Here is a 14,697-nt window from a genome sequence, read left to right on the forward strand (position 1 = left end):
CATGGAAAATTCACTAAGAAGCTATCATGACGTAGATGTTACATTGCCATCACAACTATTCAATGTGGCATTTAGCTATACCACAACAGATACCTTAGATTTTATTGATTCTATGGTATTGCGCCTATTGGTAATTGCACCACTTTCTGCTGAAAAAATAGCGCGGTTCTTAGGGTTATCTAATCATGAAACAGATGTGCTATTAACTAAATTATTAAAACAAATGCAGATAAAACATCTTGAAGATGATCGATTTGCTCTGACTCAGCGACTTGAGAAAGCATTCTCGGATGTTTGTGCAATTCCTTATGTAAATAAGATTGAGGACAATATTCAAAAGATGAGTTTTGAGATGATTGGCTTGAATCCTGAGCCAGTTAATCCCAACGCATCTGACAATGGGGCAAATTCAATTAAATTAGATGCTTCTAACCAATACCTTTCAAATGGTGAGTCTTTGGTTAGTAAGGAGTTTCAGAAAAATTTTCGATTTTATTTCAGCCAAGGATTAGTTAAGTTGAATCCATCAGTGGATGAAAAGAAGCTGCAACTGTATAAAATGAGCCAAGTGGAAAAATTGCGAGACCATTCTCGTCGTTTTACATTACCATTGACGCTTGATGAGAATTATACACCTACAGAGATTAGTGATTTTAATCACATGGAAAATCTTAACAAAATCGAAGATTCTCTTTACGCTGCTCTTAGATCAGCTAAGAAGCCACAAAATATTGAGGATATTCTAAAGGTACTCCATGAATTAGATATGGAGGATACTTTTTCAGTTGAATCTATTTTTAGCGAGAATAAGCTTAATTTAGATCGCTTATTTAAGCTAGAACACAAATCCAATGAATACTTTATCGGGCCAATATATTCTAAGGAAAATTCAGACCTGTTTTTCAAAACAATCAAACAATATCAAGACCAGAATAATGATGATAAACAGCTGTATTGGTTAGCTCCATCAGATGAATTTTGGGGTAAGTCAGATAGATTTAGTGATTTTATTGATCGTTTATCGACAACCACAATTACCAAAAACTTTAAATGCTTCTTACCAGTGGCATACAGAAATGATAAACAATCAATCGCAAGTTATAAAAAACTAATCACAGCTGAGGCAGGAGCCAAGCACTTTCTAACGTTTAAGGAAAGTAGTGTAGTTTTTGACGGTAATTTTGAGCTTTTGGTTATGAAAGACTCTTTTTGTGTTTTGATTATTCACGTTAGTGATTCATCCACAAATATTTTAACAACAGTGCCTGTGGGTATTATTGTCAAAAATAAGGCTATTGCCCAATCGTTTTATAAGTATTTTGAAGACTTAGAGAACGATGGAGAGAACTTCTTTGGTTTATTAAATTCTAAAAAATAGAATAATCATCTTAAAAAGCTAGCAGATTTGCTAGCTTTTTTAAACTCAAATTAGAGTGGCAACAATCCAGACCAGACATTTCTACTTTGAAGTGGCTTTGTTGCACAAAGATTTGAAATGCAAAGCGCCCCTAATTGAGCCAAATTTAAGGCGTAACTTGGGTAAGTGGTCGACCTAATTCCGTAAATCTGTTAAGGACTGCTACACGTGCATGGATCTCATTCACTTGGCTATCAAAACTCCTTGCACTGAGTTTATCTCCTAATAATTTGATGCAATGCATCTTAGTTTCAACCAAACTTCGCCGATGATAGCCTGACCATTTTTTCCATAGTGTCCTGCCTAAACGTTTAATTGTTCGAAGTAATTCATTTCGCTCTAGCGAGCTACTCTTTGTATCTTTCCATTTTTTCTAGGTGGAATCACCGCATGCGCTTGCCGATCTGCAATGACCTGACGGCATTGCTTGGTGTCATAAGCCCCATCGGTATAAACAGAGTCAATCCGCTCATCTTGTGGAATCTGATTAAGTAAATCACCAAGCACCTGTGAATCACTGACATTATTGGTTGTAAGCTGAACTGCTCGTATTTGTAGGGTTTTAGCATCTATACCAATATGAAGTTTACGCCATTGGCGACGATATTCAGGTCCATGTTTCTTGCGTTTCCATTCGCCCTCACCTAGAAACTTCATGCCTGTAGAGTCCATGAGTAGATGCAGCCCATCGCTACTTTTTTGGTAACTGATTACAATATCAATATGCTTTTGTCTTCTACAAAGCGTGGTGTAATCTGGAGCTATCCAATTTAATCCGCAAAGTTTAATCAGACTTTGCACAAAGCCAGTGACCATACGTAAAGACAGACGGAATAAGGATTTAATCATTAAGCAGCATTGGATGGCTGCGTCGGAGTAGATTTGATTTCGCCCTTGTTTGCCTTTTGATGGAGCATATCATTGCGTAGCAGGATCAAACCAAATGGCAATATTTCCTCGACTCATGAGTGCTCGGTTATATGCGGGCCAATTGGTTGTGCGGTAGATTTTGTGTGTAGGCTTCTTCATTTGAAAATTATATCGCTGAAAAACCCTTTACAGATAGGTTTGTGCAACAAAGCCATTCAGAATTGAAATAGAAAAATTTAAAAATAAATAACTTGGAAATAGATTTTATGATAAAATTCAATCAGCTATATTAATTTCTACACTTATGTCTGCACTACAAAAAATTAATGAAGATATGATAGTGAATCTTCCTAAGGGTGATTTACACGTTCATTTAAATGGAGCTATTCCAACAAATTTAGTTAAGGAATTATTAGCAAAAAATACAAATGGAATTCCCTCAAATTTTGATATTAATAAAGATTTAAATATTCTCGAACCACAAAAAAATCTGCAAGATTATTTAAAACCATGGAAAGTCTTAAATTTAATACCTAGATCGCAGAGTGATTTAAATAAAATAGTATTACAAACATTTTTTAGTTTAAAACGGCTTTGTTGTATAAACATTCTTCAAGATACTGATTTTTAAGGATTTGTTTAAATTTTAATCCAAAAATAAATTAAACAAAATCATAGTCTTAGATATTTATGCAACAAAGCCCCATTAGAGCTAAACTCCATTTACTAATGTCATATTTAAATCTAATGGTATGAAAGTACTATCAAATATACTGTTTAAATTACAGCGATTTCATTCTTGCTTCCATTATTTCGAATTTGAAGTCTTGGAACCATTGAATTATTTAAGTAATCATAAATAACCATTTCAGGATGATGCAGATCAAATGCTTGTCCAAACCATATACAAGCAGCATTGGATGCACATGGTAAGACATGAATTTTGGTAATTCCTTTATCTGTTAGACTATGAAATAACGCATGAATATCTTGCATGAAACTTAGTCCTCGTTCAGGATTTCTTATTGCTCCATTCCCCATATATTCTGGTTTAGCAGTAATATTAATTACCGGATGTCCTAATTCAACAGCCTTATTTTTAGAGGTTTCTGGATCAGCAGTGAGATTCAATCTAATAGTAATTTCAGTACAATCTTCTATTTCACTGAAATTATTAATTTCATACGCTTTGGTTGTACATATAAGATCAGGCCACATCCAACAACTTCCATCCCTATACATAAGCATAGGTATAAATTTCCCTTTATTTCCTAATTTACTTCCTAATGCTATTAGGCATGGCATAGGGCCGAAGCCAAAAATAGCTACTCTCTTATCATCAAATTTAGTTTCCCTAAGTAATTGTTCTGTTTGAACTTCAAATTCTTCTAAAAAATACTTTTTATAGAACTCATCAGCTGAAGCTCTTAAATGAGCTGGTAATGGTTCATGAATTAGTGTCTTATCTTTATGCAAAATAGATTTTAATGGGAGAAGGCAGCTTGCAATATCACGTCGTGAAGGAGACTGAGGAATATTGCGATTCACGGGCCAGAAAAATAAATACACTGGCATAGGAGTAAAGCTTAAAGAATCTAATAAATCTTCGCATTGTGCTGTGAAATTACTTCTCATTTGCGAGAGTCTTGAAGCTGTATATTCTGCGCCAGCAACTTTATCAATTAACCTATGATGTTTTTCACATAATAATAAAATATTCGTTGGATCATCTGATAGTTGATATGAGAAGAAGGGGATACCGCGAGTAGAATTTTCTGATGCTGCAACATTATGAGCTAAAACGCCATATGTACCTTCAAATCCAGTTATTTCATCTATGTTTAATTTTGCACCACATCCTTTAAACATACATCGGCCATGACTTGAGAGATAAATCTGGTTTTTATCTTTTTCAGATAAATCGTTACCCCTACCTGTAAGATGCTCAAAATCAAAAATTCTTTTTATGAAATATTCTAATTGGTTTACAGGGTTTGGTTTTTGTTTAGGAATCTTTCTAGGAACAAAATCTACATCTTTAACTTCGCTCTCTTGAGAGGAGGTTAAATTCCATGTTTCTTTTAACTTTTCAAAATCATGTAGAGTGTGGGCATCAATTATGTGACCTTGAAGAAAGCGTGCATAAATGGAAATTTTTTTGGCAAGCAATCTTCGGACAAAAGTTAAAGTATCATCATAATTGAGAATTATACGGAAAAAACTTTCAGGGCTTTTATTTTTCAATAAGACAAAAATTATATTTTTACGTTCTTCATCAACTAATACACCTAATGAATCTATACAAATATGCTTTAAAATTTCTTCTATATATTTATTTGCATTTGATAAATCATCTATTGCTGATAAAGAAGTCTGTAAACTTAGGGATGGGTCTAGTTGCATTTTCAATTTAACTCAATATAACCTAACAGTTTGATTTTAAAATTTTTTCTACCAATCCAGATTCCAGTTTTTACTCTTCCGATTATTAAATATAAAACTGGGTCATTAAGATTGGTAATGCCATTTAGAACAGTATCTATATCCCTTAAATCGGTTGGAGAGGGTGTTGGTACATCTTCAGGATGTGTATGCCATAGGCCTTGAAAATTATAGAATTTTTTAGATTCGTTCCAAGCTTGTATTAAAGCATATTGGTGGGACTTTGACCTAAAGAAAGACATACGTGTTTGACAGTCTCCTTCCATAGGAGAGGTAAAGCTTTCAATGATTTTAGCTTTAGTTTCTATGTCTGTTCTTCCAATTAGAATGCCACCCGATTCTGGAGAATCTGATTCTAATTGTATAAATTGCTTTAAACTCTTTAAAACATTTGCTTGAATAATAAAGACTTGGCCTGTAGGTGTGTCACATTTAATCCTCCCTTGAGTTATGTATTGCAACATGGGCATACTTCTTTATAAATTTCTTTTAAATTCAATATATTAATTCCATTTGAATTATTTACTGAATTATAAAAAGGGGTAGTAATTATTCCATTTTTATTTGCATTCTGATTGTCGCCAGAAATAGAAACAAATCCTAATTGTTGATTCAGGACATATTCAGAAATATAGCTTGCTAGCTTCATGCAATTTAAAGAAGAGAAGGGGGTAAATGCACCAGCACACCCTGTAATATTTTTAGCAATTAGCTGTCCAGATTGTACATATTTATACATAGGGGTAAGACTTTTATTTGATTTTTCATCAAAATATAAGCAGTTTAAACATCCTACATGTTTATTATTGAAAGAAATAAAATGTCCACCTAAATCATAAGGTTCTAACCAGCCTATTATTACTTGAATGTTTGCACTTATTTCATAAATAGTTTTTACGAGAGAAATCTCAGTAGGAGTATGGCCAATTGCTATGATGATAGTATCAATATCTTCAGTAATTTTTGATTTTATCCAGCTTTCACCATGGCTTACGAATGGAAAAATAGTTAATCCGGGCCTTTCTATTAAAAACTTATTAGCTAAAGAAGTAGATTTATAGGTATTAACATACTGCAAACCTAAAGAATGACGATAAATATTATCTGTTTTTAAAAGCTCTGGATCTATGAAAGAAAATTTATTTACGCCTGTTTGAGCTAATATCTCTGCAATCTTTGAGCCTAAAGCCCCACATCCGATAATCGCTATATGTCTTGTTTTTTTCTCTTGCCCCGTTCTATTTAATAAATAATCTATCCACGCTCTTTGTGTTAAAGAGACTTTAAAGCCTTTGAAGGATACTTTTTCTTTGAAAGAATACCAAATGGCATAATAAAAAATCACATAAGCAAATCCATGTTCATTTGGAATTCCCACTAGGGCATAATGATTGCCTTGTTTTAACAAAGATCGTTTGTTCTCATTAGAGAGGGTATTAACAATTTTTAGAAAATAGTCCTCATTAAAATAATCTCCTATATCTGGTATGGGGAAAACAGAAGCATCTTCTAATAATATCTTATGAATTTTTACTTTTGTGAGCTGGTTGTGGTTTATGTAAGAACTATCGCCATCATCAATATGCTCTAATATTTGATGATTCCCTTTTGATGATTTTCTTAACCAACCATATAAATTAAATGTAGAAGTAGGGTCGCAATGTAATATTACATCCTCATTTATATTTTGAGTGCTGCCTAAATATCCTTCTAGTTCGTTATACAAGCTTACTCGGTTGTTTAATTGAAAATTAATAAAAGATTGCTTGAGTATATCTATAGCCCTTTCAAAGAATTCAGTAATAAGTTCTTTATGTCTATAGCCTTCAAAGTTTTCACCTTGATGATCCGTAGTACAAATTTCCCCACTTTGACTCACATGATCTAAGGCAGACATTGGTCGTGTCAATATTCTAAAAATGGGAGGTATCGTCCAATTAGCTCTATTTTGAAAAATTAGACCAAGGCAAACCTGTTGTGTATTAATGAGAAAATCAAATTTTAGATTAACCCAATCCTTAGTAATAGAAGTGACATGGATATTTTGAGCTCCATGTTCACTTAATAGCTTTTCAATATTGTCTAACTTTGGGTTATCAAAAAACATTGAGTTTTCCTAAGCAGATTTTCCTTCTTGAGTGTAATAAGTTTGTACTACTGGTTCGGACACTTCTTGTATTTCAGGGATAGGGAATTGTCTTCCAAAAGTTTTATTTAAAATTTTGCAAGCTTCTACTGTATCAGTTTCCTCATTTACAGCTTCTAAAGATGATTTTAAATCTTCAAGTTTTGATTTTAAGTGCTCCATTTGTTTTCGGGTCAATTTTTCGAGTAAGTCTACACCTTGATGTGCAGGTAAATTAATTACGAGTCTGAAGTAATACTCGTTATTTTCTGGATCAATGCTAAAGGTAGTGAATTGATCTAATACATTATTTACTATAGAAAGTAATACCTTATTATCATTCTCATAATCTTCAGCTGTTATATGCTCATATACAGCTGTAGTGATAGCAATACTCTTAAAAAAATCTAGACCTTTCTCATTTCGCCATTGTTTCAAGTAGCGAGTACATCGTCTAAACTGATGACGTAAATCTGAATCATCTTCAAATTTTCCCAAAATTGTATCGGTAAGTTCAGTAGGATTTGAAATATCCCAAGTCTTAAGGTCTTCAGAGGAGAATTCCTTACCTCGAGCTAGATACATATTGCCTTTGTCGTCTTCAGCGTAGATGGGCAGATCTACATGATAATCGGGACTACCATTTTTGAGATAAGTGACAGTTACGCAAGGTCGTTTGATCGTTACAGTTCTATTTGAATGAGTTAAAGCATCTCTAACAATTTTTTTAATTTCTACTGAGCCATATTCCTCTTTGTCACAATCTAATAAAACTCCTACATCAATATCATAATCTCCATTCTTAGGCTTAATCCCTGTGCCCAAGGCATAACTACCTTGATTAAAGTATTCAACAAATTGAGGACCATTTGGATCCTTTTTGAGTTCATCTTTTAAGGTGCTAATCAAAAGGTCACGTTTTTCACGTAATGTACTTTCTTCGTCATAACGACCTAATCGAATATTTGTGTGGAACTTAGCATAGTGTTTTTGTGGATTCGCCATATTGGGCACTGTTGCAAATAGGCTGACATGATAAGCTAAATATCTTATTTATTTCGAGATACAGCAGATGAATCCCTTCCACGGTCGGCACTTTCAAGGTGAAATCATTCTTTGGGCTGTTCGTTGGTATTGTAAATATGGCATCAGCTATCGTGAACTTCAAGAAATGCTCGCTGAACGAGGCATAAATGTGGATCACAGTACAATTTATCGTTGGGTTCAGCGTTATGCTCCAGAAATGGAAAAACGGTTACGCTGGTATTGGCGTAATCCTACAGATTTACATTCATGGCATATGGATGAGACTTATATCAAAGTGAAGGGGCGATGGACTTACCTGTATCGTGCAGTTGATCAACGGGGTCATACGATTGACTTTTACCTTTCCGCTAGACGGAACAGTAAATCAGCCTATAGTTTTCTAGGAAAGATCTTCAATACGGTGAAAAAATGGCAAATTCCACGGGTCATCAATACAGATAAAGCAGCGACCTATGGCCATGCTTTATCACGATTAAAGCGAGAAGGAAAATGTCCAGTAGATATTGAGCACAGGCAGATTAAGTATAAAAATAATGTCATTGAATGTGATCATGGTAAGTTAAAGCGAATCATCAGGGCCACATTAGGATTCAAATCTATGAAGACTGCTTATGCCACAATTAAAGGTATTGAAGTCATGCGTGCACTACGTAAAGGACAAGCATCGTCATTTTATTATGGTCAGCCTCAGGGTGAAGTGTGTCTAATCAACAGGGTTTTCGGTCTCTAAGCACTTTTTAAAGGGAACATCATCGACTCAGATCCCTATTTGCAACAGTGCCCTCATAACCACCCGAGCGGAAATCCCGAGCCAAGCGCAGCCGATAAGTCGCTGACGAAGCGACTTCGGGAGGCGCTGGCAATGGTGGATGTCCGCGTGCTGGATCACATCATCGTCGGCGGTACAGAAACGACATCATTTGCCGAACAAGGTCTATTGTGAGTGTTGGGGCTTCGGCCCCTTTGCTCACGACGATGTCATTTTTGGAGATGATGTATGTTCGCGTCGCTGCCTAGTGCTGGCAAGAGCGGCTGCCAGTGTCAGTGCCGTGGCAGCATAGGCTGTAACAGCAAAACCATGCGTGGCATAGAGAGGCCCGAAACCGGCAGTACCTGCGAACACGGCCAAGTTCGTAACTGCGCTGTGCAACCCCATAATCGTTCCACGCCTGGCTGAGTCGATTGCCGTCAGGCGCACGATTAACAGGTTGATGCCAAAGTGGTTGGTTAATCCCAGCAATCCGAGCAGCATCAAGATAGCCACGAGGCTATGCCCGAGCCAGGCCAGCATCAGATAAGTGGAGGCCACGCAAAGCAGTGCGATGGTCAACTGCCTCGCGAGCGTTATGCGTCTGGCGAGGCCATCGAATAGCGCTGCACCGCCAAAGCCAAGCCCGTAGACGAGCGCAACCAGTCCATTGACGCTGATCGGCTGATTCAGTCCGTGTCGCAGATGATCCCCGAGATAGCCATAGACACCATAGAACGCCATCATGGAGCCGGCACAGGCAAGCAGCAGAGGCTTGATGCCCACCAGGCCAAGCGCAGCCAGCGGCAGCGGTGCTGAGGCGGCTGATGGCTTACTGCGTGAAGGGATGGTGCGCAGTGCAACCCACGCAAGCCCAGCCATCACTGCGATTGTTCCATACACGGCGCGCCAGTGAATGGCATCGGCCACGATGGCCGCTAGTGAGACTCCGGCCACCATGCTCAAAGTCCAGCCAGTCAGGACAATACCGATGGTCTTGCTCTCCCGTCCGGGTGGCGCGGTCGCGGCAGCGCTGGCGTAAATGGCGGGGACTGCCACGCCCGTTGCCATACCGGCCAGGAACTGAGCAGCAACCAGAATGGCGACAAAGGGTGCCAAGGCGCTGCCCATCAATGCCAGCGGCAACAGGGCCATCGTCAGTTTAAGTACCCGATGCGCACCAAATCGGTCAATGTGACGCGCGAGCAACAAGGCGCTGATGGCTGCGCCCAATCCGAATGCTGCTGTAGCAAGCATGACCGTCGGCACGCTAGTGCCAAGCGATAACGCTACTTCCGGTGCGATCGGCCCCAGCACAAGCGAATTCGAGCCGATCACTCCGATGCACCCTGTCAGTACATAGATGGAGCGCGGAAGGTGTGTGTCGTGCATTTCAATACCAATGAATAATATTCTGTATTGATTTATATTATTCGCATTAAAATCGAATGAAACGAGATAAATAAGAATGGCGTCAAATAAAGATGAGATTCTGCGGAATGGTGTTCCGAAGCCATATGTGGACGCGATTGACCGAAGACTATTAGGCGTGTTGGTGGAAGACGCCACGGTCAGCTATGCCGAACTGGGCCAGCGCGCCGCGTTGTCTGCGCCAGCCGCGCACGAACGTGTCAAGCGATTGCGCCGAACGGGTGTAATTCGGCGTACGGCAGCTTTACTGGAACCCAAGGAAGTGGGCAAGGCGCTGCTGGCCTTTGTCCACGTCGATACTCACGGCTGGGGAAAAACGCCGGAACTGCTGGCGATGTCCGCACATCCCGAGGTCGAAGAGATCCACTCCGTGGCCGGTGACACGGCCATGCTGTTGAAGGTTCGTACCGCAGATGCGCAGGGGTTGGAGGCCTTGCTGTCACATCTCTACAGCATCAAGGGCGTGGTGGGCACACGCGCCTATATCGTGCTCTCTACCTATCTGGAACGCCCCGTGCAGCCGGACTTGACTCGTGAATGGCCGCAACAGGATGACGGGCAAAGCACGTAAAGTGATCCAAACAAGATCAGTGCAACGGTTCCGGTGCGTCGTACGAGAACACCAGTACCGGCCGAAGCTGACTGTGCTGGCTCAACAATTCAGCTTCCAGGCACTTGCGGCAAGTGTCGGCCGCATGCGTATCCATGTGAGCATCGGATTGCAGTTGTGCGTGAATCATGACCTCCCAGGAACGTCCGATGCGCACGGTGCGAATGTCCAGCGCGGCGAGTGGCAACGCCTGCAAGGCTTGTCGGACTTTGCTCTCGATCGGATCGGTTTCGCTGGGCGGTGGTGCCATGTACAGCAGTTCGGCCAGTGCCCCTTTTCCTAGCGACCAGGGAATGCCGACTGTCATGGCAACCAGTGCCAGCGTCAGGATCGGGTCAACGTAACGCGCCGCTTGCGTATGGCCGTACGCTTGCAGCAGATAGGCGATCACGAAGGCCAATAAGGCGCCGAAGGCGGTCAATGCGTCGATGGCTCGCGCGGCCAGATCGCCTTGCACCAACGGGCTTTTCATATGCCGATAGCGCAGCCAGACATAGGCAGCCATGCCGATGGTGATGGCGGCCGACACGAAGGCATACAGTAGTGCGCCGCCGAATTTGATGTCGGTGCCTCCCTCAAACAGGCTGGATGTGGCGTACCAGACCGATAGCATTGAGACGCCCGCGATCAGCAGGCTCTTGATGAGATTGACCAGGGGCTCCAGCGGTGCGTAGCCGAACGGAAAGCGCCGGCTCGCCCCACGCCGCAACAGCGTACCGACACGGTAGGTGAAGATGCCTGTAATGAGATACACGAGGTTGAAGAAACCGTCCAGCAAAATGGCCTGCGAGCCAGTCAGCGGTGCGGCAATCAGGGCGAGCAAGGACACCACTACGCCTGTATAGATAGGCAAGCGGAGCACCTTCAGTTCAACATCTCCTTGCGTCATCGTTGCCCTCCTTTTCCGACTGGCCCGATGTGGTTTCTTTTGGGATCATGTCCAGCAGCATGCGACCGATGCGTCGGCGCATACGGGTTGCCATTGGCGTGCTGGCAAGGGTTCGTGTACCCATAGCCCGTCGGCTGCAAGCCGTACCACCCACATGGCTGCCAAGTTGGCATCGTCATCCTCTGTCACGGGAATCCAGCGTGACAGCACGCCGGCCCAGGGAGCCGCCAGTTCGGGCTGAGTCGCGCCTTCGAGCATTAGTTGCAGCTCGACGCGAGTGGAACGACCGTCAGTGCAGGCCTGCACATAGGCAGCGATCCGCTCTTGCGCGCTGGCTTCGTGCGCCGGTTTGCCGGCTACTTTTTCAAGCAAAGTCTCCCACTGGCAGGCCAGATGCTCATGGATGCCCAATAGCAAGGCATCGCGGGACGGAAAATGATAGAGCATTCCGCCACGTGTCAGTCCAGCCTCAAGTGCGACTGACTCGAAAGTGATTCCGGTCACACCCTCACGGTGGACGACGCGGATGGCGGCATCGAGAATTTTGTTGCGGTTGCTGGGTCGCATGCGGCTTACCTCGCTCAATGGGTTGCAGTAGCAGTGCCTGGGCCGTGATGGCGCAGCAGCCAGGCAGTTAGCAGCGCACCGATGGCCTGAACGCCAGCAATCACCCACAGCACGATTAGATAGCTGCGATCAAAGGCAGATGATGCTGCATCCACCAGTGCGGTATTCACCGGCTCACTCGCGCGTGCAATCTCCAGCGCCTGGGTAATGCCATCTCGCGCAGCGTCGTGTGTGCCGGGGGGCAGGCTGATTCCCATTGAATAGAGCGCCCCCAACAGACTGCCCAGCAGTGCAACTGCGATCAGGCTGCCGAACTCGTAGGACACTTCTTCTACCGATGAGGCCATGCCGGCCCTGGCGGGCGGCACATTGCCAATGATGGCGCTGGAGGCGACGGCCATCACGGCTCCAAGTCCCGCGCCATTGAGCACCATGCCGGCCAGCAGCCAGCCCAGGCCCAGGTGCAGGCCGGCGGTGGTAGCCAGTGCGCCAGTCGCGCCCGCAGCCAGCCCGCCCGCAATCAATACACGCAGGCCCAGCCTATGCAGGAAGGCACCACCCAGCAACGCGGTGGGCAAAGAGCCTAGCGCGACGGCAGATACCAGTAGACCCGCCTGCAGCGGGGTGAAACCTGCCACAAGTTGGAAGCGCTGGGTTGTGACCAGTTGCATGCCGCCGATGGCAAACATGGCGAAGGCTGCTGCCAGCACACCAGCCGTAAAGGCTGGGTTGCGGAAGATCGCGAAGTCCAGCAGGGGATACGGCAGGCGGGCCTGGCGCCGCGCGAACAACCAGCCACCGACGACGGCGACAGCCAGCGCCGCGAATGCCAGAGGCCAAGACGGCGCGGCATGCGCGACTTCCTTTATGGCCACGATGAGTCCAGACAGCGTGACCAGCGCAAGCACCGACGACAGCAGATCCCAGGGCTTGCCCTGTTCGACGGCACCTTTTGGCGCGAAGACCAACGTGCCAATAAAGGCCAGGACGACCACTGGCACATTGATGAGAAACACCGAGCCCCACCAGAAGTGCGACAGCAAAAGACCGCCAACGATAGGGCCAAGCGCGGCACCGACAACCGACAAGCTGCCCCAGACCGCAATGGCTAGATTCCGCTCACGCTCGTCGTCGAAGGTGACGCGAATTAGCGCCAGTGTGGCCGGCATCATGGCGGCCGCACCCACTGCAAGAAATGCGCGGGCGACGATCAGTGCCGACGCCGTGGGGGAAAAAGCAGCGGCCAGCGACGCCACGCCAAAGATCACCAGCCCGAACAAGAACATGCGCCGGTGGCCGATGCGATCACCTAGCGTGCCGGTACCCAACAGAAGGCCAGCCATCACCAGCGGATAGGCATTGATGATCCACAGCCCCTGAGTGGCCGTTGCGTGCAGTTCGTGGGTGAGCGTGGGCAGCGCGGTGTAGAGCACCGAATTGTCCAGCGTGACCAGCAGAAGACCGGCTGCCACCGTCACCAGCAGCAGCCAGCGATGTGGATGGGGCGTGCTCATGTGCGGTTCTCCGTGATGGCTGATGTGTGGGGCGAGAACCTGGACGGTGCCAGGTCGGAGACTGTGAGGAAACCGGGCGGCGCCTGAATGACGTCAGCGATACGGTTTACTACTGTGGCGCTGGTGGTGTCGATGTCATGCCGATCTTCGACACGTACATGCAGGTTGGGCGTACCCTCGATGCGCCATTCAACGAAATCGCTGTCACCCACTTCACGCAACTTGCTGATGAATCCTGCAGACAGCGTAACGCCCTGGGTGGTTATCAGCCGGGTGATGGCATTGAGTCCGACGACTTGGCCTGCATGTATCGTCCGTCCAGCCAATACAGGCTCGAAGTCCTGTCTCGCCACGACAGGCTCTACCGTTTGATGGATGTCTGTCACGGATAGGCCGAGTTGGCGGGCGATGTTGTGCAGCGGGCCAATCAGCGCGCTGGAAAAAGGATGTAGTGCACTCTTGGCGACAGCCGCCGGCGATGCCCCAATTTGCAAGGCTTTCAGCACCCAGTCCCCGTACTCGTCGGCCAGCGCGCAGGTACTGCCATGAATGCCGGTGATGGTTTGGGCAGCGCCTGACAGCAACACCGGCAAGTTGTCCCAAAAGACATCCTGGACGCCAGTTCCGAGGATTGTTTTTCCGCGAGCAAGCGCCAGCGCATGCAATTCCTGCACGGCTGCTTGATGACTGTCGATCGAAGGGAAATAAGCGTCGCCAGCGATGGTGATAACGTCTGCACCGTGCTCCAGACAACGCTTGACGATAGGAAGAATTTCCTCAATACCGTTTTGGGTGGCCACAATCGCGATGTCTGGACGTGTTTGCGACAGGGCAGCCTCGGCATCGGATGTCACCACGACCCCAATGGGAGATCGGCCGAGAGCGATCCCAACATCTTGTCCCAGGAAGTTGGTTGCGTTGACGGCAGCGACGATGCGAATGCCTCGATCTAGCAGGAAGGCTGCTGTCTTGCTTCCGGTTATGCCGAGGCCGAAGATAGCGGCCTGAATGGGTTGTTGCATGGCGGCCTCCTTGAT

At 44.6% G+C, this 14,697-nt stretch carries 13 protein-coding genes and 2 pseudogenes; 5 read left to right on the top strand and 10 right to left on the bottom strand.

Annotated features, from left to right (window positions below; translation table 11 throughout):
- The first annotated feature begins 1 nt into the window (after window position 1).
- Entirely contained in the window at window positions 2-1,378 is a 1,377-nt protein-coding gene (locus tag ACFN7Z_RS18115; RefSeq protein WP_395442708.1) for a hypothetical protein, read from the top strand.
- Between the two features lie 145 nt (window positions 1,379-1,523).
- Here the strand turns inward: ACFN7Z_RS18115 and ACFN7Z_RS18120 are convergent.
- Window positions 1,524-2,446: pseudogene (locus tag ACFN7Z_RS18120) on the bottom strand (IS5 family transposase).
- A gap of 145 nt (window positions 2,447-2,591) precedes the next feature.
- On the opposite strand from ACFN7Z_RS18120, the gene ACFN7Z_RS18125 reads away from it, so the two are divergent.
- Window positions 2,592-2,918, top strand: coding sequence for a hypothetical protein (locus ACFN7Z_RS18125; RefSeq protein WP_005028412.1), 327 nt, complete (start codon window positions 2,592-2,594; stop codon window positions 2,916-2,918).
- Between the two features lie 146 nt (window positions 2,919-3,064).
- On the opposite strand, the gene ACFN7Z_RS18130 is transcribed toward ACFN7Z_RS18125, so the two are convergent.
- Genes ACFN7Z_RS18130 through ACFN7Z_RS18145 form a run of 4 tightly spaced genes read right to left on the bottom strand, consistent with a single transcriptional unit; the run spans window position 3,065 to window position 7,859 of the window.
- Window positions 3,065-4,690 carry an SAVED domain-containing protein gene (locus ACFN7Z_RS18130; RefSeq protein WP_005006366.1) on the bottom strand — a complete coding sequence of 542 codons (1,626 nt, stop codon included), beginning with the start codon at window positions 4,688-4,690 and terminating at the stop codon, window positions 3,065-3,067.
- A gap of 2 nt (window positions 4,691-4,692) precedes the next feature.
- On the bottom strand, window positions 4,693-5,193 hold the full coding sequence (locus tag ACFN7Z_RS18135) for a Mov34/MPN/PAD-1 family protein (RefSeq protein WP_005006362.1): 501 nt from the start codon (window positions 5,191-5,193) through the stop codon (window positions 4,693-4,695).
- Window positions 5,178-6,836: a ThiF family adenylyltransferase gene (locus ACFN7Z_RS18140; RefSeq protein WP_005006360.1), complete on the bottom strand. Its 1,659-nt coding sequence runs from the start codon at window positions 6,834-6,836 to the stop codon at window positions 5,178-5,180. The genes ACFN7Z_RS18135 and ACFN7Z_RS18140 overlap by 16 nt, the downstream gene beginning before the upstream one ends.
- Before the next feature lie 9 nt (window positions 6,837-6,845).
- Window positions 6,846-7,859 (bottom strand): nucleotidyltransferase, encoded by a 1,014-nt coding sequence (locus ACFN7Z_RS18145; RefSeq protein WP_005006358.1) that lies wholly within the window; start codon window positions 7,857-7,859, stop codon window positions 6,846-6,848.
- 67 nt (window positions 7,860-7,926) lie between these two features.
- Between ACFN7Z_RS18145 and ACFN7Z_RS18150 the strand changes: the two genes are divergently transcribed.
- Together ACFN7Z_RS18150 and ACFN7Z_RS18155 are read left to right on the top strand one after the other, a co-directional pair.
- Window positions 7,927-8,631 carry an IS6-like element IS1008 family transposase gene (locus ACFN7Z_RS18150; protein ID WP_001067783.1) on the top strand — a complete coding sequence of 235 codons (705 nt, stop codon included), beginning with the start codon at window positions 7,927-7,929 and terminating at the stop codon, window positions 8,629-8,631.
- A gap of 54 nt (window positions 8,632-8,685) precedes the next feature.
- A pseudogene (locus tag ACFN7Z_RS18155) lies at window positions 8,686-8,844 on the top strand (JAB domain-containing protein); the annotation flags it as partial.
- A 24-nt stretch (window positions 8,845-8,868) separates the two neighbouring features.
- Here the strand turns inward: ACFN7Z_RS18155 and ACFN7Z_RS18160 are convergent.
- Entirely contained in the window at window positions 8,869-10,041 is a 1,173-nt protein-coding gene (locus tag ACFN7Z_RS18160) for an MFS transporter (protein ID WP_119690709.1), read from the bottom strand.
- A gap of 76 nt (window positions 10,042-10,117) precedes the next feature.
- Between ACFN7Z_RS18160 and ACFN7Z_RS18165 the strand changes: the two genes are divergently transcribed.
- Entirely contained in the window at window positions 10,118-10,651 is a 534-nt protein-coding gene (locus tag ACFN7Z_RS18165) for an Lrp/AsnC family transcriptional regulator (RefSeq protein ID WP_119690708.1), read from the top strand.
- Window positions 10,652-10,667: 16 nt separating this feature from the next.
- On the opposite strand, the gene ACFN7Z_RS18170 is transcribed toward ACFN7Z_RS18165, so the two are convergent.
- The 4 genes from ACFN7Z_RS18170 to ACFN7Z_RS18185 are packed head-to-tail and all read right to left on the bottom strand — an operon-like array spanning window position 10,668 to window position 14,682.
- Window positions 10,668-11,579 carry a cation diffusion facilitator family transporter gene (locus ACFN7Z_RS18170; protein WP_171265531.1) on the bottom strand — a complete coding sequence of 304 codons (912 nt, stop codon included), beginning with the start codon at window positions 11,577-11,579 and terminating at the stop codon, window positions 10,668-10,670.
- A 45-nt stretch (window positions 11,580-11,624) separates the two neighbouring features.
- Window positions 11,625-12,146 (bottom strand): TetR/AcrR family transcriptional regulator, encoded by a 522-nt coding sequence (locus ACFN7Z_RS18175; protein WP_171265530.1) that lies wholly within the window; start codon window positions 12,144-12,146, stop codon window positions 11,625-11,627.
- Window positions 12,147-12,160: 14 nt separating this feature from the next.
- On the bottom strand, window positions 12,161-13,660 hold the full coding sequence (locus ACFN7Z_RS18180) for an MFS transporter (RefSeq protein WP_171265529.1): 1,500 nt from the start codon (window positions 13,658-13,660) through the stop codon (window positions 12,161-12,163).
- Window positions 13,657-14,682 carry a hypothetical protein gene (locus ACFN7Z_RS18185; RefSeq protein WP_171265528.1) on the bottom strand — a complete coding sequence of 342 codons (1,026 nt, stop codon included), beginning with the start codon at window positions 14,680-14,682 and terminating at the stop codon, window positions 13,657-13,659. The genes ACFN7Z_RS18180 and ACFN7Z_RS18185 overlap by 4 nt, the downstream gene beginning before the upstream one ends.
- Window positions 14,683-14,697: the final 15 nt, after the last annotated feature.

It is taken from the genome of Acinetobacter sp. P1332, from assembly GCF_044057475.1.
GTDB classification, from domain to species: domain Bacteria; phylum Pseudomonadota; class Gammaproteobacteria; order Pseudomonadales; family Moraxellaceae; genus Acinetobacter; species Acinetobacter johnsonii.